The 19021-nt window shown below is 43.1% G+C and carries 18 protein-coding genes; 3 read left to right on the top strand and 15 right to left on the bottom strand.

All coding sequences use genetic code 11. The features are described from left to right. Positions 1–6 precede the first annotated feature (6 nt). Positions 7–1482: a 4-hydroxyphenylacetate 3-monooxygenase, oxygenase component gene (gene hpaB / locus ACTWPM_RS13365; protein ID WP_443133527.1), complete on the bottom strand. Its 1476-nt coding sequence runs from the start codon at positions 1480–1482 to the stop codon at positions 7–9. An 18-nt stretch (positions 1483–1500) separates the two neighbouring features. After that, positions 1501–3024, bottom strand: a complete 1524-nt coding sequence (gene hpaE, locus ACTWPM_RS13370; RefSeq protein WP_443133528.1) for a 5-carboxymethyl-2-hydroxymuconate semialdehyde dehydrogenase — start codon at positions 3022–3024, stop codon at positions 1501–1503. Between the two features lie 188 nt (positions 3025–3212). Between hpaE and ACTWPM_RS13375 the strand changes: the two genes are divergently transcribed. Further along, positions 3213–4124 (top strand): LysR family transcriptional regulator, encoded by a 912-nt coding sequence (locus ACTWPM_RS13375; RefSeq protein WP_443133529.1) that lies wholly within the window; start codon positions 3213–3215, stop codon positions 4122–4124. 109 nt (positions 4125–4233) lie between these two features. Continuing rightward, the gene (locus ACTWPM_RS13380) at positions 4234–4713 is read left to right on the top strand and encodes a GyrI-like domain-containing protein (RefSeq protein WP_443133530.1); all 480 of its coding nucleotides are present in this window, start codon (positions 4234–4236) and stop codon (positions 4711–4713) included. 116 nt (positions 4714–4829) lie between these two features. On the opposite strand, the gene ACTWPM_RS13385 is transcribed toward ACTWPM_RS13380, so the two are convergent. The 11 genes from ACTWPM_RS13385 to hisC form a co-directional block, all read right to left on the bottom strand. After that, positions 4830–6422, bottom strand: coding sequence for a sodium:solute symporter family protein (locus ACTWPM_RS13385; protein ID WP_443133531.1), 1593 nt, complete (start codon positions 6420–6422; stop codon positions 4830–4832). After that, positions 6419–6538, bottom strand: coding sequence for a symporter small accessory protein (locus ACTWPM_RS13390; protein WP_443133532.1), 120 nt, complete (start codon positions 6536–6538; stop codon positions 6419–6421). Before ACTWPM_RS13390 ends, ACTWPM_RS13385 begins: the two co-directional genes overlap by 4 nt. Positions 6539–6640: 102 nt before the next feature. Next, positions 6641–7021, bottom strand: coding sequence for a 5-carboxymethyl-2-hydroxymuconate Delta-isomerase (locus ACTWPM_RS13395; protein ID WP_443133533.1), 381 nt, complete (start codon positions 7019–7021; stop codon positions 6641–6643). Between the two features lie 18 nt (positions 7022–7039). Beyond that, complete coding sequence (locus ACTWPM_RS13400; protein ID WP_443133534.1) at positions 7040–7786, bottom strand: fumarylacetoacetate hydrolase family protein; 747 nt, start codon at positions 7784–7786, stop codon at positions 7040–7042. Continuing rightward, complete coding sequence (locus tag ACTWPM_RS13405) at positions 7783–8568, bottom strand: fumarylacetoacetate hydrolase family protein (RefSeq protein ID WP_443133535.1); 786 nt, start codon at positions 8566–8568, stop codon at positions 7783–7785. The genes ACTWPM_RS13400 and ACTWPM_RS13405 overlap by 4 nt, the downstream gene beginning before the upstream one ends. A 357-nt stretch (positions 8569–8925) precedes the next feature. Then, positions 8926–9783, bottom strand: coding sequence for an alpha/beta hydrolase family esterase (locus tag ACTWPM_RS13410; RefSeq protein ID WP_443133536.1), 858 nt, complete (start codon positions 9781–9783; stop codon positions 8926–8928). A 24-nt stretch (positions 9784–9807) separates the two neighbouring features. Then, positions 9808–11238 carry a Na+/H+ antiporter NhaC gene (gene nhaC, locus ACTWPM_RS13415; RefSeq protein WP_443133537.1) on the bottom strand — a complete coding sequence of 477 codons (1431 nt, stop codon included), beginning with the start codon at positions 11236–11238 and terminating at the stop codon, positions 9808–9810. Positions 11239–11350: 112 nt separating this feature from the next. Next, complete coding sequence (locus tag ACTWPM_RS13420; protein ID WP_443133538.1) at positions 11351–12586, bottom strand: dihydrolipoamide acetyltransferase family protein; 1236 nt, start codon at positions 12584–12586, stop codon at positions 11351–11353. 12 nt (positions 12587–12598) lie between these two features. After that, positions 12599–13597: an alpha-ketoacid dehydrogenase subunit beta gene (locus tag ACTWPM_RS13425; protein WP_443133539.1), complete on the bottom strand. Its 999-nt coding sequence runs from the start codon at positions 13595–13597 to the stop codon at positions 12599–12601. Beyond that, positions 13594–14664: a pyruvate dehydrogenase (acetyl-transferring) E1 component subunit alpha gene (gene pdhA / locus ACTWPM_RS13430; protein ID WP_443133595.1), complete on the bottom strand. Its 1071-nt coding sequence runs from the start codon at positions 14662–14664 to the stop codon at positions 13594–13596. Before pdhA ends, ACTWPM_RS13425 begins: the two co-directional genes overlap by 4 nt. Positions 14665–14666: 2 nt before the next feature. After that, a complete protein-coding gene (hisC, locus tag ACTWPM_RS13435; protein ID WP_443133540.1) occupies positions 14667–15791 on the bottom strand; it encodes a histidinol-phosphate transaminase in 1125 nt (374 codons plus the stop codon). A gap of 557 nt (positions 15792–16348) precedes the next feature. Between hisC and ACTWPM_RS13440 the strand changes: the two genes are divergently transcribed. Next, a complete protein-coding gene (locus ACTWPM_RS13440; protein WP_443133541.1) occupies positions 16349–16513 on the top strand; it encodes a hypothetical protein in 165 nt (54 codons plus the stop codon). A 330-nt stretch (positions 16514–16843) separates the two neighbouring features. On the opposite strand, the gene ACTWPM_RS13445 is transcribed toward ACTWPM_RS13440, so the two are convergent. Beyond that, positions 16844–17890 carry a Gfo/Idh/MocA family protein gene (locus ACTWPM_RS13445; RefSeq protein ID WP_443133542.1) on the bottom strand — a complete coding sequence of 349 codons (1047 nt, stop codon included), beginning with the start codon at positions 17888–17890 and terminating at the stop codon, positions 16844–16846. Between the two features lie 15 nt (positions 17891–17905). After that, entirely contained in the window at positions 17906–19006 is a 1101-nt protein-coding gene (locus ACTWPM_RS13450) for a Gfo/Idh/MocA family protein (RefSeq protein ID WP_443133543.1), read from the bottom strand. Positions 19007–19021: the final 15 nt, after the last annotated feature.

Consider the following 19021-nt stretch of genomic DNA (forward strand, 5'->3'; position numbering starts at 1 on the left):
CACTCCTTATACATTTGTATAGTTTGGTTTGGACGTTTTTACTTGCTCCAGGAAATCCTGTACGTAATCCTTATATGGTTCTTTGTTGAACTGTTCAAAGTAAGTCATCCCCATTTTCACAGGATCGCCGAAGAAGTAATACTCATAGTGAGTCTGCCTGCTGCCAAAGGCACTCATCGTAAGATCCCAGGCTAGACGGAAGAGTTTCACACGTTCATAGCCTTCCATATTCTTAGACTGCAGCGCACGATTGACAATCGGTCCGATTTCTTCGTGATGGAAATCCTCTTCGGTTGGAATGCCCATCAATCCGGAAGCTCCTAGTATTCGAAGGATTTCTACAAGACGTGGATATATTCTTGGATACCAGTTTCTAGCCGCGTTCAAAGCATCAAAGTCAGGGGTCATCGTGCCCCATTTATCAAGCTTGGCATTGTGCTCGGCCCTGAAGAGGTGAGACTTCATCGTTTCAAGCGTTAGCATAATTTCGGTACCTTTGTCCTGGACATGCTGGAACTTGTCGATACCGATGGATTCCATCAGATTCAAAACAACCCCTAACAGGAATTCCGTTTTGACCACGTTCTTAGCTACGACCTGGTGAGACATATGCACCACAGCGTTGGTCTCTATGAAAGTACGGTTACAAATGGAGGAATTGCCGCAAACAAAAACCTTTTCCCATGGAACGAACACATGATCACAGTAAACAATGGCATCGCCCTCTTCAAAACGGCTGCTTAATGGGTGATCCCAAGTGTTTTTACCGTTATCAAAGGATTCACGGCTGATGAACTTAAGTCCTGGTGTATTGTTTGGTACCACAAAGGCAAGAGAATACGGATCATCGAGCTCGCCAGCCTTTTTAACGGTTGAAGGGAAGACGAGGATCTCATCTGTAATGCCGCCCTGCGTGGCAAGTAAACGTGCACCATCGACAATGATTCCGTCCGATCGTTTCTCAACGAGGTGAAGCGCTACGTTGGCATCCTTTTGCTCGTGCTGGGCTTTTTGACGGTTCACTTGCGGGTGAATCAAGGTGTGCGTCAAGCTGATATCGTTTTCCCGCGCATAGTCATAATAATTTTTAGCATTCTCAGCGAACATCGGATCATCTTCGCCAAACAAGTCATTGGCTACTCCCATTGCCATCACTTCTGCATTTAAATAGTCAGGGGAGCGTCCCATCAATCCTCCGGAAAGGCGTGCCCATTCCTGAATCGCTTCCCGACGCTTGATCAAATCATCGATGGTTTCCGGGCGGTAAAAAGTCATCCCTACTTTGTCCCCTGTTTGAGGAGAGGTGTAGAGCATCTTTTCAGGTTTCTCATATTGAAGGTCATATAAATCGGCCATCGACTGGACGACATTTTTAAAAGCAGGATGAGTCGTCGGATCCTCGACGCGCTCTCCGTGAATATAGATGTTATTCTTAGCATTTTTTAACTTCTCTTTATATTGAGCACCTGTTTTTGCTGGCATAAATAAACTCCTCCTAGATTATTTTTTTCCAAATTGAGGGATGCGGTGATCTCCCAGCGCTACATGGATGATTTGCACTTCTGTATAAAATTCAAAAGCATAATGTCCGCCTTCGCGCCCAATTCCACTGTGCTTGGATCCACCGAAAGGAGTCCTCAAATCCCGCACATTCTGAGAGTTGATCCACAACATTCCAGCGTCCACCGCCTGCGCAACCCGGTGACCGCGCTGAAGATCTTTGGTCCACACATAGCCCGCCAGTCCGTAACGAACATTATTTGCTAGATCAACCGCTTCCGCTTCATCTTTGAAGGTCATCACAGCAATGACTGGGCCAAAAATCTCTTCCTGTACCACTCTCATCGATGTGTCTGCATTAAGAAGCAGCGTTGGCGCTACAAAATTACCGCGGCTGTGTTCTTTCGGAACCGATCCGCTGATCACCTGACACCCTTCTTCTTGCGCCAGTTCCAGATAACTTTTCACACTTTCATAGTGTTTCGTATGAATTAACGGACCGACCTGCGTGTCTTCTTTCATTGGATCACCGACCACAATGTTCTCAACTCGATCTTTCAGTGCTGCGATAAAATCAGAAGCGATGTCTTCGTGGACATATAATCTTGAATTTGCCGTGCAGCGTTCGCCGTTAAAGGAGAAGATCCCCCACGTGCAGGCATCGATCGCCCGCTCAAAGTCTGCATCATCAAACACAATGATTGGGGATTTACCGCCTAACTCCACCGAAAAACGCTTCAGCGTGTCTGCGCCATTTTTCATAATCTCAGACCCTGTCGTCGTTTCTCCTGTAAACGAAATCAGCTCCACATCTTCATGAGCAACTAACGATGCCCCGGCCGTTTCTCCATAGCCATGCACGACGTTGAAGACACCGTCTGGAAGCCCGGCCTTATCAATGATTTCCGCTAAGCGATTCGCCGTAAGCGGGGACCATTCAGCCGGTTTTAACACGACTGTATTTCCGGTAGCGAGTGCTGGCGCGATCTTCCACGTCTCAAGCATGAATGGGGCGTTCCAGGGAGTGATTAACCCGGCTACTCCAACAGGTTTATGAATCGTATAGTTGAGAAAGTCATGATCCACCTGGTAGGCATCTCCGACCAGACGACTTTTTACCATCTCTGCGTAGAATCTGAAATTTTGGGCAGCGCGCGCCACCATTTTCTTCGTCTGGCTGATTGGTAGTCCTGTATCGTAGGATTCAAGCGGAGCAATTTCCTCGATATGCTCATCTATTAAGTCTGCAATTTTGTAAATGTAGCTTAACCGTTCGTTTTGAGAAAGGCTTCCCCACTCTCCCTTGAAAGCTTTCCTCGCGGCTTTTACCGCTTTGTCTATATCCGCTTCCGCTCCAGAAGCGACCTTGTTGATCTTTTCATTCGTAAACGGGTTATAATTATCAAATTGATCCTGGGTTTCGGCATCTACAAAAGCTCCATCAATGTAAAGCTGAATATCTTTCACTTCTTTAATCACACGTTTTCCTGCCTGATTGATATCAGATAAAGTAAGTTCGTTCATGCTTATCCTCCTCAATGATAGCGCTTTCTTAATTGCTTAAAAAAATAATTTCCTTCCTTAGACTAAATTTGCAAATATTTGCTAAAGTTTGTATATTCAAATTATCACACAGGCTTTTCTATATTAAAAATATCTATAATATTTATTTTCCATATGATTTTCATATACATAATGAACGGGGGAAAACAATGGATATTAAGCAATTACGCTACTTTCGTATGGTAGCGGAGGAAGGACAAGTAACCAAAGCAGCCAAGAAACTTCATATGGCTCAGCCTCCTCTTAGCCAGCAAATTAAATTGATAGAGGAAGAACTTGACCTGAAGCTGTTTGACCGTCATGGCCGTAAACTCGAATTAACAAGCGCAGGACAAGTACTTTATCAAAAAGCAGGTCAGATTCTTAACGAGTTAGAGGAAACGATTGTAGAAGTTAAAGAGACGAACGAAGGAATTACAGGCACTCTTCAAATAGGTTCCAACAAATCATGCTTTGCATCCTTAACGGGTCCGTTACATCAATTGCGACACCAATATCCCCAACTGACCTATCAACTTAGAGAAGGAGATACCTACTTTCTGGCGGAGTGTATTCGAAAACGGGAAATTGAAATGGCCGTGGTCCGCCTTCCCATTGAACGGGATGAATTTGAAATGATCCCCCTCTCCCCTGAACCTTATGTATTAGTAACCCCTGCCTCCTGGGACGTGTTTCAGGCAGATAGTGCAGAAGTGGAAGTCGAGGACTTAAAAGGTATTCCGTTAATGCTATTACACCGCATCAGCGGTATGGGACAATTTGAATTGATCGTGGACGAGTGCAGGAAGCATGGGTTTGACCCTAATGTGATCTGTGAATGCCCGGATCCAACTATGCTTTTATCGCTTGTGGCTAATGAAATGGGAGCATCCATTGTTCCGCGTTCAACTTTGGAAGCGTTTTCTTTTTCGAATATCAGGAGCTATGAGTTTAGAAATGCTGATATCCAAGCGGAAGCTGCGATTATCTGGCATAAAGACCGGTATTTAACGAAGGCTTCCCGGAGGCTGCTGCGATTTTTCGAAGTAAATACTGATTTAGAAAAACTTGTGCAACTTTAGAAACTTCCTATACCCATTCTTGAAAGCTTCGATTGCAGGAAATCTAAAAGGATAATAAAGGCTCTTCATGGAAGAAAGCTTATAGAAAACTAATGAGGAGGCTGGATAGATGGAAAAAGCTAATCCCATCACGATAACTGGAGTAAAGGAAATCGGAAAAAAGAAGTTAGTAGGCTTTCGCGTCGTTTGTAAAGGTATGAAAGGTTATGCCAAGGAAATCCCTAAAGCTTCTATGATGTTAGATCGTCGCATAGGTGAGATCAACAATCTTGTGGATCCCGTAAAGCTTGTCGGTGCTTTTAAAGCGGCTGAAACCTCTAACGAAGACGATGGCTACTGGGTTTGTTATGAAGTGGAGAGTTTAGAAGATATCCCTGATGGAATGGTCAGCCTTACTGTGCCAGAAGAAAAATATGCTGTCCTTCATTTTAGGGGCCACTCATCGGAGATTTTCGGTGGTTATGACCATTTACATCAGTGGATAGAGGAAAAAGGGTATAAACGTTCACCAGAAAAATGGACGCTGGAGATCTATTCGAAGTGGACAGAAAATGAAGATCAGGTAGATCTGTGTGACCCCATTTATTAATAATCCAAAGCATGATTAATGTCCCTGCAGTGCAATCCTCCAAGTTATGGACTAAAATAGCGTAGAACATGAAAAAGAACTTCCTAGCTGTAGGGAAGTTCTTTTATTACAACATATTATCGTACGTGTACTTTTTCCGTTCGTACCTCTTCCTGGTGAGCCTGCCTCTGTGAAGTAAACAAACTTACCGTTATAAACACTATTGTCGATAGAGGAAGCGCGTAGAACAAAGGATCCACATGGGTCCAGGGATAGGCAAGAAGGTAACCTTTTCCAAAAAGAGCCTCCGAAAGACCAAAGGCTACTGACTGCTTTTCATGCAAAAATAAGAAACCGAACATGCTGACTCCAAACCCGGTCACAATACTGTAAACCGCTCCTGCACGGGAAGCTTTCTTCCAATAAAACGCTCCAACTAACGCAGGCAGGAATCCGGCAGCGCAAATCCCGAACCAAAAAGCGGTGGCCTGAGCGATAACACCTCCTGGTAAAAGGTAAGCAAGAATCACAGACAAAATGACACCAACGATGACCCCAAGGCGCGCCGGGCTGATCACATTTCCTAACACGGATCGGATGCCTAACGTTTTCAAGATATCTTCACCAAACGCACTTGCCTGTACGTGAATGAGAGAGCTTACGGTAGAAATCGTCGCTGAAAGAAGAGTGAGCGTAAATACATAGATAAACCAACCGGGCATAAGTGTATTAATGAACTTTGGAATAACAAGGTCAGGATTTCCACCCGCTACACTAATCGAAAGTTGTCCAGCCGTTTCCATAAAATAAACATTGCTTAGCGGGCCGATCATGTAAGCCGCTCCCGTCATGAAAAAGATAAAGATTCCACCCACAAGAACAGAACGGTAAAGAGCGCGGTCGTTATTTACGGTCATACAACGCATCGCTAACTGTGGCTGTGCAAGCACCCCGATACCAACGCCCATAATAATCGTGCTGACAAGCGTCCACCACATAGGTGAACCCAGCTCCGGCATACTTGTCCACCCTTGATGTCCCTGGGATGCGAGCGAGTCAGGAACCATCGATTTCAGTGAGGCCAGTGCCTGGTGGCCGTCCACAATGCCCCCTACCGCTTGATAACTGGCAAATAAGAAGATGGCCATCCCGAGTAGCATGATCACAGCAGCGAAGGCATCCGTGTACATGACGGCTTTAATGCCTCCCCCAATTACGTAAAGTGCGATAATCACGGCAAGAATCAATAATGCTGCATTAAAGTTCATCGACAGGGTTTCCTGCAGGAAGCGTCCGCCACCTATTAACACAATACTTGTGTAGGCAGGCATAAAGATGAAAATGACCGCCCCTGAGAATACCGTGATGAACTTCGAATCATAATGTTTTCCTAATAATGAAGGGAAGGTCGTAGCGTCTAGCTTCAGTGAGAGCCTGCGAATCTTTTTGCCAAATACAGCAAAAGCTACGAAAATTCCCAGGACAATATTTAAGAAAGCAAGCCACAATAGACCTAATCCATAAATAGAAGCAACTCCGCCAAAGCCCACCATGGCGGACGTACTAATAAACGTAGCTCCGTAGGACAAAGCCATAACGACGGGGTTAATATTTCGACCTCCAACTAGATAGTCAGCTTCAGACGTTGTCTTTTTATAGCCATAATACGCTAGCAGCGACATAACACCAATATAGGCAATACATAAAGGAATTAATACAGCTAGATTCACTCTCGCTCACCTCCGCCCCGATTCCACATGACGGCCCCGTAAATGACACAGCCAAGTGCGGACAACACGGTAGCGACCCACACAAATGCAATAGAAACATCTTCAATACCTAACATATTCGCCCTCCTTTTATATTGGGGTGCTAAGAGTCTCCCATTAGAGAAAACGCTTACATTAATCTAAAAAGAAGAAGACCTTATTCAGGTCCTTTATCATTCTTATCTAAAACGGCTATGGATATTGTTATGTTTATAGGTTTTATGCTGAAATTCTACTAGTTCGAGAGATAAAGCTAAGTATTTTTCTTCGTAAATGGAAGCAAAGTGTTCCTTCATCACATTAAATAGTTTTTCACAGGTGACCTGCTTCGCTTCTTCACTTCTTCCTTTGCCTATTTTCAACGTTGTATGAACGAACGCATCATCTGCTTTCCCATCGGCTATGCGATACTCTGTGACTTTATGGGCTCTTACGCGGATTCCACCGACCGGATACGTGTCCCCGAGTCCTACTAAGACCTGGCCCATCTTATGGAGCAGACTTTGAATATCCGTATGAGGGCTCAGATTATCCGTGTATTCTACAATCACATGCGGCATGATTCTTCCTCCTTCGTCTCAGCTTGGCTCCCCGGTAATCGTATTGACCAGACGGCCCAGGCCTTCAATCTCTGTAATGACCTCATCTCCTACTTTTGTATCCACTGTCCCTTTTGGAGTCCCTGTCAAAATAAGATTCCCTGGACTTAGTGTCATAAAGCTGCTTAAGTATTCGATAAGATCAGGAATATCAAAAATCATATCCTTCGTTGAGCCTTCCTGAACCAGTTCACCATTAACATACGTGCGCAAAGCCAGATTCATAGGATCTTCAACTTCTGCGGCATCGACCAGCCAGGGACCGATCGGTGTGCAGTGATCACGGTTTTTCACTCGCAAATTCGGGCGGTAGTAATTTTCCAGGTAATCGCGGATCGCATAATCATTGGCAATCGTATAGCCGGATATATAGCTGTACGCCTCTTCTTTTTTAACATCTTTCGCTTCCCGCCCGATGACGACAGCCAGTTCACACTCATAATGCATATGAGTCACATCAGAAGGACGATAGGTTTTGCCCCGGTGACCGACAAAAGTGTTGGGTCCTTTCAAGAATACAAGCGGCTCTTCGGGAGCTTTGAAAGAAAGCTCGCTCGCATGATCACTATAATTCAATCCAAGCGCAAAGCTGGTCTGCGGCTCAATCGGCGGCAGCCAGACCACCTCTTCCTCTGCCACCTGCCTGCCATTATCCAGGTGAATCCCTTCAGAAAGCTCCGTTGCCTTATAAATTCCGCCTTCAAAGGCTACCCGTGCCGTTTTCATGATTTAACCCCTCCTACAGATGCTTCTTTTTTAACCTTATTTTCAAGTACGCCTACCTGTTCTATTTCAATACGGATCTGGTCCCCATCTTTTACCCGAGGAGGATTTTCTGGAATACCGACCAGCAGCGTATCCCCTTTTTCAAGGGTCATAAATTCGGTAACATCTGAAAGCAGCTGCGCAACCGAGCGAACGAGATTCCCAGTATGATTTTCCTGCTTACACTCCCCATTCACATAGACGCGAATAGTCAGGTTGTCAGGGGCCGGTACGTCATCACGCTCTACAATCCACGGTCCTGCAGGACAGAACCCATCGCGTGCTTTGTACTTAACCGCCGGTCTGAACACGCTTTCATGCGGAATACTCATATCATTTACAATCGTATAACCCGCAATATAGCTCATCGCTTCTTCCTCACTGATACGCGAAGCTTTTTCCCCGATAACCAGGCCAAGACAGGCTCCCACTTCAAGTTCTGGTGCATCTACCGGCATGGGAATCATAGTTTGATGACCCGTAATGGTGTTTTTAGGTTTGATATAGAGAATCGGAGCTTTTGGAGGGGATTTGTAGGGTTCCTGATGTAAGACGTCTTCCATTTGATCCAGTGCACCTTGATAGTTTAGTAATGTACCGTAAATTGTACCCGATACCGGGGAATCCCAGGTATGCTCGGATGAATTGACACTTCCATTCCATTGCATAGTGCCTTCATTCGGGTAAACATCAATCTTCTGCATCTGCAATCTACCGCTGAATTTTGCTTTCGCTTTGGGCATTCCATTCACTCCTTCTAGTAAGAATCATGTCATTTTGTAAAATATTCACAATTATCATGTAATTACAAAGTAACACTCGATCTTTCATATATAAAATATTGATTAAGTTCGTTTTGTATATAAAAAAAATATAGCTCTGCTTTGTTAGGTTAAAAGCCTACTTTAACTGATCATGTTCATTCATTTTTCTTCTATATTCTAAGCGTTCACTCCATGATAGGAAGATCAACTGAAATACAACTCGATTTCTATTCAGCCAGAAGATAAACTTCCTCTAGCCTAAAGACCTCCGAGCTCTGCTCTGACTTTCCCACCCTGTATTCCACACAAAAAAAGAGCCGAAAATCGGCTCCTTGCTTATCTTTGAAATTTAGTTAAGTGATCAAAGAGTTTTTTCGTCGCGTCCAACTGACCGGCTACTTTTCCGGTTAAGGATGATGCTTGCGACAAAGGTCCTCCAGGCCACGTGTGTCCTCCACCTTCAATGGAATAAAAAACAACTTTCTCTTCTTCTTGCGGGTAAGCGCTTTTCATAATGGAGAACTCTTCGTTTTCCATAACCCGCTCCTGATGAGTGGTTTCATGAACTCCCCATGACTTTGCAAAAAACTCAACTGTTTTTTCTGCGGAGAGCAGCTGATCAATCATGTAGGTCGAATCATAATGCCCATCATAAGGGACAAGCTTATCATCCGTTCCCATGATGAAAAGCATCGGCATAGGTTTGCTCCATTGAAACTTTTCGGCTAAATCTTTGACCAGGGGACCCGAAACTCCTCCCACTCCGGCAAAAACATCCTGACATTCAAGGCCAAGTCTCAAACTGAAGGCCGAACCGTTGGAGAACCCTGTGGCGTAAATTCTGCTTTCATCCATGGGATACCTATGTTTGAGCCAATCCATCAATTCCAATACAAACCCGACATCATTGACTTCCTGCTGAAAGGCCGTATTTTTTTCTCTTCCTTCATTCCATTGCTTTGTCATTCGGTCTGCAGGATTGAAATGAACCGCATCAGGAAAGACGGTTATGATCTGATGCTCTTCTGAGAGTTTGTGGAATTCAGTGATTTTCATATGGTGCTTTGCACTGCTGCCAGCCCCGTGAAAGCAGAATACAGCGGGCACAGCCTGCTCCATATGTTCAGGTACGCTGTAATAAAAGGTTCGCTCTCGTTCTTCAAATGTCATGGTTACTGGTCCGAAAACTTCCAAGCTGATCTTCCTTTTCTCTTTATATTAATGACTTCCTGTTCCTGATGAAACTCGTTGCTTTTCAAAATCCACCACATCTTCCGTCGCCAGCGGAGTTAGTGTAAAGCCCGTGTAGCCGTAAATGATGGCAATAATCGGAGAGATGAAACAGATAAACGAAAACGGAATATAGCCGATTCCTACGTTCAATGTGGTCATAATGAACGCTCCCGTCACTCCCCATGGAATTAAAGGGTGGATAAGCGTTCCGGCATCTTCAAGCGTCCTGGACATGTTTTTAGGATGAAGATTCGTCTGCTCATAACTCTCCTCAAGCATTTGCCCTGGAAGAATGATCGATAAATATTGTTCTCCAACAACCACATTGATTCCTAAACAAGATAAAACGGTTGACGTAATAACATTGCCCCTGCTTCGCAAAAACCTCTTCAAACCTTCAATAATGGCTTGAGCTAAGCCGATTTCCCGTATGATACCGCCGAATGAAAGCGCTATCAAAATTAACGATACACCAAACAGCATACTATCTAATCCGCCTAGTGACAATAAGTTATCAATCGCTTCTACTCCTGTATCCGCCGTGTATCCGAAATGTGCTGTGTTCATAATGGTACCAAGAGAGACTCCTGGAACCGTATAAAAAGTAGTGATGACCGCTGCTACCAGCCCGATAATCAAAGATGGAATCGGACTGACTTTTCTAAAAGCCAGAATGATAATAAGCAGAGGAGAAATAAGCGTCACGGGTGTAAGCATAAACTCATTATTCAACGTCGTCATCATCGATTCTACTTTTCCTATATCGGCTGCCTCTCGACTGGAAAATATCCCAATGGCTGCAAAGATTCCGAGCGTAATAATTAAGCTTGGAATGGTGGTCCAAAGCATATGGCGGATATGCTGGAAAATATCGACTTTAGCTGTAGCTGCAGCCAAGTTCGTAGTATCTGATAGCGGGGACAATTTGTCTCCAAACAATGCGCCGCATACAATAGCCCCGGCCGTTACAGTTGGAGAAATTGACATCCCATAAGCCACGCCCATCAAGGCTATTCCGATTGTACTGATGGCACTCCAGGAACTTCCCGTCATCGTAGCTACTACGGCTGTAATAATGACAGCACTAACTAAAAACAGGGATGGAGATAATACTTGCAGACCGTAGTATGTAATGGTTTGAACGGTACCATTCAATACCCAGACGCCGACGGTTATTCCGATCAAGCTTAAGATAATGATGGCAGGAACACCATAGGAGACTCCTTTTGTCATAGCTTTTTCTAACTCTTTCCACTTGTACCCTAACTTTAGTCCATACAATGTAACGATCACCGCAGCAATGACAATTGGGATATGAGGCGCAGTTCCATATACTAAGATGCTGACTCCAAGGATGGCAATAATCAAAAGAATAACAAGACTCGAAACGAGAAACGAAGGCTTTCTTTTTTCCATGTAATTCCCCTCTCCAGGATTATTGAAAAAATTCTACCATGTAACCTTTTTGACCAACTTCATTTCTGAAACCATTGGAGCGGACCCGCACGGTCACCGCTCTCGGCTCTTTCTATATTAATTCGATTAGCATCTCATATGGATTTTCAATATAGTCAATGAACCGGTTTGTAAAGGCAACTGATTGCGAACCATCAGCCACCCGGTGATCAAAAGTCAGCGTCACATTCATCATCTGTCTGATGACAATTTCATCATCAATAACCACTGGCATTTTTTTCGTTTTATGAAAGGCCATCAAACCCGTTTCTGGATAATTTAATATCGGTGTCGCCCCGGTGCTTCCCATCGGTCCAACGTTACTAATGGTAAAGGTTCCTCCCCGTAAATCATGTCCAGATAGCTTATTATCTACCGCCTTTTTCGTTAAATCTTTCATCTGTTTATGGATGTCTATTAATGATAGATTTTCTACATTTTTTAAGACAGGTACGATTAACCCTTCGTCAGTTCCGGTGGCGAGTCCGATATTATAAGACGATTCTAAAAGGATTTCTCCTTTCTCTTCGTCTAACTTAGAATTGAAGATCGGAAATTCTTTAAGGGATAGCTGGAGTGCTTTGATAAAAAAAGCCGCAACAGATACCTGGACGCCTGGACGACGATCTGTGCCTTTTTTCAGCTGATCTTTTAGCTTTAATACTTCCGTCATATCCACTTCATCAAAATGAGTGACATGGGGAGCCGTATAAAGCGATTGGGTCATTTTCTTGGCAATTTGCTTTCGCCGGCCTCTGAATGGAATGGTTTGCTGCTGTCCTGCTCGTTCGACTGGCGGCTGTTTTTTCACTTCCTCTTCTTCTTTTACAGGAGAAGGGTTCGATTGGGCTTCCATAAATGCGAAGATATCTTCATCGAGGATACGTCCTCCTTTTCCTGTACCCTTAACGTCTTCAATCTTGATGCCTTGTTCTCTGGCAATCCTCCTCGTATGAGGGGAAGCCTTCACTCGAGTAGATGGAAGCTCCCAATTAAAGTTTCTTGGCCCGGAGCTTTGGTTCGTCTCTGTACCAGCCGCCTGCCCGGCAAGTACGGGTTCCTTAGAGGACTGCTTTTGTTCTGACCTCATCGTTAAAATGGTCGTCCCCACTTCAATCACATCGCCCACGTCATACTTAATTTCCTCAATAACTCCTTCTGCTGGCGCGGTCAGTTCAGCCGTCATTTTGTCTGTCTGAACTTCAACAAGTGGAGCGTCATTTTTCACAAAATCCCCTTTTTTCACAAAATAATAAAGAATTTCAGCTTCATGCATTCCTTCCCCAATATCATGCAATTTCACATCCATGCTCCGGACCTCCTAGTATGATAATGCCTGATTAATGGCATGAATTATTTTTTCACTGCTTGGCAGGTATTCTTTTTCGAGAGAATACACAGGCACTGGTGTGTCAAAACCGGTAACCTTTTGAACGGGAGCTTTTAAGTAGAAAAAGGCAGAATCATTAATAACAGATATGATTTCCGCATTCATTCCCCCCGTCGCTGGCGCTTCATGCACAATGACGACGCGACCTGTCTTCTCTACAGACTCCTGGATGGTTTTTTTATCTAATGGGTATAACGTTCTTAAATCAATAACCTCACATGTAGCGTTTTGCTGCTTTTCGAAATGTTCGACGGCTTTCATGGTATCCGGAACCATCGCTCCCCATGTCAGCAATGTAACGTCATTTCCTTTCTTCTGATAGGAAGCTTTTCCGAGCTCGACTGTATACTTTTCTTCAGGAACCTCTGTACGGAACGAGCGATAACTTCTCATCGGCTCTAGAAAAAGCACCGGGTCTGGATCTTCAATACTTGAGATCAGCAAACCTTTTGCATCATAAGCGTTGGATGGAATTACAACCTTCAATCCAGGAATTTGGGTAAACAAAGCTTCCACACTATCTGAATGAATTTCCGGTGCTTTTACCCCTGCCCCATAAGGAGCTCTAATAACCATCGGCACCGTATAACGTCCCATTGTACGCTGCCGCATACGAGTAGCATGGGTCATTAGTTGATTGAAGGCTGGATAGATAAAGCCTAAAAACTGCATCTCAGCAATTGGGCGAAAACCGTTAATCGCAAGACCAATCGATGTTCCGATGATTCCTGATTCGGCAAGCGGCGTATCGATGACGCGCTCTTCTCCGAACTGATCAAATAATCCTTCCGTAGCGCGGAAAACGCCTCCGTTTTTTCCTACATCTTCCCCAAGAACGATCACGGATTCATCCTCTTGAAGCATGATTTTCAATGCATCTGTCACTGCCTGAACCATCGTTAATTTTCTCACTTGAATAGCTGTCGTCATGACATTTGCCCCCTCTTTATGCTCCTATGATGTTCAAACTGTTCATCCAGAGTCCAAGTTGGTTTTTCAAATACGTTTTCAAATACATCCTCAATTTTTGGCTCAGGATAATTTTGCATCTCATCTAAAGCCGTATTGATTTCACTGATGATTTCATTCTCTGTATTCGATAACCAGTCCTCGTCCCATAGCCCTTCATTTTTCATATATTTTTCGAGTCTGAGTAAAGGGTCGCCTGTTGTTCTTCTCTGGTCGCTCTCTGCTTGATCACGGTATTTAGATGGATCATCCGCTGTCGTGTGTGCGCCGTATCTCCATGTGACCGCTTCAATCAGAGTTGGTCCTTCACCATTACGAGCTCGTTCTACCGCCTTTTTTGTTTCTAGATAAACAGCCGCAATATCATTCCCATCGATTCGAATACTTGGAATTTCATAGCCTAATCCTTTTTGAGCAATCGTTTTAGAATTCATTTGCTTCTCCATTGGAACGCTGATGGCATAACCGTTATTCTGATTAAAGAAAACGACCGGAGCTTTGAAAACGCTTGCAAAATTGAGCCCTTCATGAAAATCCCCTTCCGATGTTGCCCCATCGCCAAAGTACACCAGGGATACCCGATCGGTCTTTTTCTTTTTCTCTGCCCAGGCGACACCAGTAGCGTGAAGCAGCTGCGAGGCAATCGGCACCGCTGGTGGAAAGATATTCTTTCCTTCAGGAGGAATACCGCCTTCTATACGTCCTACCCAATACAACAATAAATTGCGAAGCGAGTGGCCGAACGTCATCGTTGCCGCATGATCCCGGTAGGTTGGGAACATCCAGTCACCTTCCTCAACCGCTAAAGCACTGCCCACCTGGGCCGCTTCCTGCCCTTCATAAGGCACATACGTTCCGATTCTACCCTGGCGTTGCAGGTTAACGCACTTTTTGTCCATCATGCGCGCTCTCAACATCTTTTCATAAAAAAGTTTGAACTGATCAGCGGTCAGCATGTCCGTTACTTCGGAATTAACCGCTTCCCCTTCTTCACTGACGTACTGCGTTAATGGAAATTTCTCAAGCATGTTCATCGCTTCAACACCCCTTTTTCACCTTTTTGATGTTCTATTAAATAGGCTTCGAGACAGTCCATAAAATATTGATTGTCTTTCTGCTCACCAATGGTCACACGAATCATTGTTGGATATCCCATTAAGTGGCCAGGTCGGATAATCACTCCAAGATTTAATAGGTACTCATAAACCTCTTTAGCGGGAGCACCGACATCAACCATGATGAAGTTGGTTTGAGTTGGAAAGTAAGATAGATTCATAGCCTCGAATTGTTTCGTTAATAACTCGCGCCCCTCTTTGTTCAATCGAATGCTTTCATAAAGAAATTCATCATCATCCAAAGAAGCGGAGGCCGCTGCTTGAGCTAGTCGATTGATATTAAATGGTTCTTTAACTTTATGGAGATCGTTTACCATTTCAGCTGCCAAGAGCCCGTAGCCGATCCGTAACGCGGCTAGACCGTAGACTTTTGAAAAAGTCCGTAAAATCACCATATTCTTATACTGATCGAGTAAAGGGATTGTTTCTAAATATTGAGGGGAATCCGCGTATTCATAATAAGCTTCATCCATAACAAGCATGACGTGGGATGGAACTTTTTCAATAAAGGCCTTTAAGCGTTCTTTATGTACGATCGTGCCAGTGGGGTTATTCGGGTTACAGACGAACACCATTTTTGTTTTCTCGTTCAAGGCTTCAGCCATTTTCTCCAGATCGTGCACGCCGCCCTCCTCCATTTCAACCTCAATGGGAACGCCGCCTTCGATGATGACATTTGTTTTGTACCGTGGAAATGTCACCCCTGCCATCACGACCTCATCACCTTCGTTTATGTATGTTCTGGTTAGTAATCGGATAATTTCATCTGAACCATTTCCAAATACGACTTGATCAGATGACACAGCGAGTTTGTTAGCTAATTTTTCTGCCAGCAGTGGTGAAGTAACCTCCGGGTATAACGGAATTTCCTTCATTTCATTGCGTATAGCTTCTGCTGCAAGCGGAGAATAACCAAAAGGATTCTCGTTTGATGCCATCTTCACTATTTTTGAGAGTCCTTTTTCACGCTTCAATTCTTCCACAGGTTTCCCCGGAGAATACATCGCAATCTGGTCGATTTGCGGACGTGTTTTTACCATAAAGTGTTCTCCTTCCTATTATCCATTTTAAGGAAATTTGATATCAACACCATTTATTTTAGAATTATCTAAATTTTCCATCAAGAACGCCGTTTAAAGTTCAACTACGTTATCGTATTAAAACGTTACCAGCCTATCACTCCTGATTCTTTTATTGACAGGCTTTTGTCATTTCCTGCGATATGAAAGATTTGTCTAATCTTATCGAAAACTTATTTTATCTTTTTGAAGAAAGTACAAAACACCCCTTAGGTTTTCCAGCACGGAATAACCTAAAGGGTAATTAAAAGGAATGTGTAAACTATTATATTTTGGAACCTGCACAAGATACAGCTAAGCAAACTTAATCAGTCGAAATATTACCTGAGAACCTCGCTATTATCAGGTAAACGAACAGTGTTGGTAAATCCGCCTCTTTCACTTCTTACCAACTATTCAATAATTATTCATACTATTTAATACATGTGAATTAATTCACAATATAGTCATTAACGTAACTATCATACACCTCCCCCCATGACATAACATAAGTGAGAAGGTATTTAGGAGGTGGGAAAATGAAGTTCAAAAGGCAAATAACCTGGCTGGTCTATGTAACAGGTATCATTTCTCTATTCGCGTCATCTGTTGGAGTTTCATCGAGCCATAGTTCTTCCTCCACTTCGTTTCAATCGATCCAAGGAGAGAATATACCATTATACGGAAAAGGGTATATCAATTAGACTCGGTAAGTGTGGCTTTATGGTATTTACTTTTGCGCCATAAAAATCCAAAGATAGAAACCCAACTCTATCACCTTCTTAAGAAGGTGATTAATTATTTATATAAACGCAATGGATCTACCCGGCTCATTAATGTATTAAGGATCATGTTTTACTCCTATTGTATAAGGATATTCTGAAGCATAAAAAGACTACAACCTTATAATAAGGATATAGTCTTTTTATACATCTAAATATAGATTGAATTACCTTGAGGACAAAATAGAGGCACCCTTTAATAGTATAATGCTATACAGAAAAAGTTCCTTAATCAGCCTTTGCTACAATATGTTAATGTACACTAGAAGGACTGTTGCCGATCTTACTAATCGTATTTCTTTCATTAGCTTCTAAAGCAGAAAGTATAACTTCTAAAGATTTCAGACCTTCCACACCTGTTATTAAAGGAATCTGATCGGAAATGATAGATTCAATAAAATGGTCGATTACATGTGTGTTAGTCTGACCTTGAGCTTCATTTGTTTGAATTTTATCTAATTTATGGTGCACACTCTCTCCGTTCTTATAATCTACCTTAAGAGAATAGTCAGGGTCGTTTTCTAATTGGAGGACACCCTTTTCACAATAAATCACTGTAGAATTATCTCCGTTAGAAACATATGACCAACTGGCAGCTAGTGTGCCTATGATACCTGAATTCATTTTTAATATGCAGACAGCATTATCATCAACACTTGTATCCTCTTTTGCGGACGTCTCTACAAAAGCTCCCACCTCTGCAACTTCCCCTAATAGATATCGGATTAAGTCTGCTTTATGTACCCCGAGATCTCCCATGGCTCCTACAAAAGCTTCTTTTTTATTAAAGAACCAGCTTGTACTCCCATCTATACTCCAGTTCTCTGGACCACCATGTCCAAATGTCGTACGGAAACTATATATCTTTCCCATACTTCCAGAGTCAATCAATTGCTTCGCTTTCTGATGAGAGGATACAAATCTTTGATTATGCGCGATCATTAACTTTTTCTGATTAGTTTCAGCTGCTTCATTCATTGCTTCCGCTTCTTCTATAGAAGTTGCCATCGGCTTTTCACATAATACATGTTTTTGAGCATTTAAAGTAGTAATGGTAACAGGAGCATGCAGATAGTTAGGTAAACATACACTTACGGCATCTACTTCCTCTAGTTCTAGCATTTTTTTATAATCAGTAAATGCAATTGCTCCATACTCCTCTGCCATTTGAACAGCTCTATTTTCTACAATGTCACATACTGCAACAATTTCCACTTGAGTGTTTGCATTGTATTCTGGCAGATGGCGTTTCCTGGCGATGCTCCCACAACCAATAACGGCGACTTTAACTTTCTTCATTATTTGTTCATCCTCTCACTTATTTGATTTTAACAAGGATTTTTCTGCGAATAATGGTGTTGGATTCCACGTACTTTCTAATACCTTTCTTTCTCCTGAATCCGAAGATTCAAAGAAAGCTTGCATCGTTTCAAGAACGTGATAAGCTAATTCACTATTAGCTCTAAATGGAGTCTGGCGCTGGATTGAAGACACCATGTCCAATACACCTATCCCCCGACTATTGACAGTGTAAGGATAGCGGAGTTTAATTTCTTTCCACTCCTCTTCTCCCTTTTTCTTCATTAACACAGGTCCTCCAAATTGATTAGGATCAGGAACTCGTATTGCTCCTTCACTTCCATATATTTCTAGTGATGGCGAATTGGGAGCAGGTATATCAAAGCTCATAATCATCGTAGCTACAAGACCGCATTTAAACTCGATGTTCCCTGAAAAATGGGTAGGTGTATTAACTTTGAAGGTTTTCCCCTTCTTCTCCCCAGTATGAATCATACGTTCTGGGAAATGGGTAGATGTTGAACCAAATACAGAGTTAATCGGACCAAGCAGTTGAATCAATGCCGTTAAATAATATGGTCCCATATCAAATAACGGTCCCGCCCCATTCTCATAAAAGAACTCAGGGTTAGGATGCCATCGTTCTGGACCTGAATTCATCAAAAAAGCAGTAGCAGCTATTGGCCGCCCAATTTCTCCAGTTTGAATTAGATCCATACATGTCTGAATCCCTCCGCCAAGGAATGTATCAGGAGCAGACCCAACAAGCAGGCCTTTTTCTTTAGCACGCTGGATAATTCGGGCTCCCTCTTCTTTTGTAACAGCTAACGGTTTTTCACTATACACATGTTTTCCATTCTCTAAAGCTTCTAACGAAATTTCTGCGTGTACTTTAGGAGGAGTTAAATTAATTACAAGTTGAATCTCCGAGTGTGAAAACAACTCATTTACATGTAATGCCTCCGGAATGTGATGCTCCATTGCTTTTTTCTCCGCTAACTTTATGTTCAGGTCAGCACACGCGATTATTTCGACTGTATCGAAAGAAGATAAGTTTTTGAAATAAATGTCACTGATATTTCCACAGCCTATGACTCCTGCTTTTACTTTTCTCACATATAGCTCTCCTTT

The organism is Halobacillus sp. K22 (assembly GCF_052246795.1).
GTDB lineage: Bacteria > Bacillota > Bacilli > Bacillales > Halobacillaceae > Halobacillus.

Excerpts from the sequence above, each read along its gene's own strand:
- pdhA (WP_443133595.1), bottom strand. The coding sequence starts at position 14,664 with ATGCTTGAGAAATTTCCATTAACGCAGTACGTCAGTGAAGAAGGGGAA.
- ACTWPM_RS13380 (WP_443133530.1), top strand. The coding sequence starts at position 4,234 with ATGGAAAAAGCTAATCCCATCACGATAACTGGAGTAAAGGAAATCGGA.
- ACTWPM_RS13425 (WP_443133539.1), bottom strand. The coding sequence starts at position 13,597 with ATGACGACAGCTATTCAAGTGAGAAAATTAACGATGGTTCAGGCAGTG.
- ACTWPM_RS13395 (WP_443133533.1), bottom strand. The coding sequence starts at position 7,021 with ATGCCGCATGTGATTGTAGAATACACGGATAATCTGAGCCCTCATACG.
- ACTWPM_RS13445 (WP_443133542.1), bottom strand. The coding sequence starts at position 17,890 with ATGAAGAAAGTTAAAGTCGCCGTTATTGGTTGTGGGAGCATCGCCAGG.
- ACTWPM_RS13375 (WP_443133529.1), top strand. The coding sequence starts at position 3,213 with ATGGATATTAAGCAATTACGCTACTTTCGTATGGTAGCGGAGGAAGGA.
- ACTWPM_RS13420 (WP_443133538.1), bottom strand. The coding sequence starts at position 12,586 with ATGGATGTGAAATTGCATGATATTGGGGAAGGAATGCATGAAGCTGAA.
- ACTWPM_RS13440 (WP_443133541.1), top strand. The coding sequence starts at position 16,349 with ATGAAGTTCAAAAGGCAAATAACCTGGCTGGTCTATGTAACAGGTATC.
- ACTWPM_RS13390 (WP_443133532.1), bottom strand. The coding sequence starts at position 6,538 with ATGTTAGGTATTGAAGATGTTTCTATTGCATTTGTGTGGGTCGCTACC.
- ACTWPM_RS13400 (WP_443133534.1), bottom strand. The coding sequence starts at position 7,786 with ATGAAAACGGCACGGGTAGCCTTTGAAGGCGGAATTTATAAGGCAACG.
- hisC (WP_443133540.1), bottom strand. The coding sequence starts at position 15,791 with ATGGTAAAAACACGTCCGCAAATCGACCAGATTGCGATGTATTCTCCG.
- hpaE (WP_443133528.1), bottom strand. The coding sequence starts at position 3,024 with ATGAACGAACTTACTTTATCTGATATCAATCAGGCAGGAAAACGTGTG.
- ACTWPM_RS13405 (WP_443133535.1), bottom strand. The coding sequence starts at position 8,568 with ATGCCCAAAGCGAAAGCAAAATTCAGCGGTAGATTGCAGATGCAGAAG.
- hpaB (WP_443133527.1), bottom strand. The coding sequence starts at position 1,482 with ATGCCAGCAAAAACAGGTGCTCAATATAAAGAGAAGTTAAAAAATGCT.
- nhaC (WP_443133537.1), bottom strand. The coding sequence starts at position 11,238 with ATGGAAAAAAGAAAGCCTTCGTTTCTCGTTTCGAGTCTTGTTATTCTT.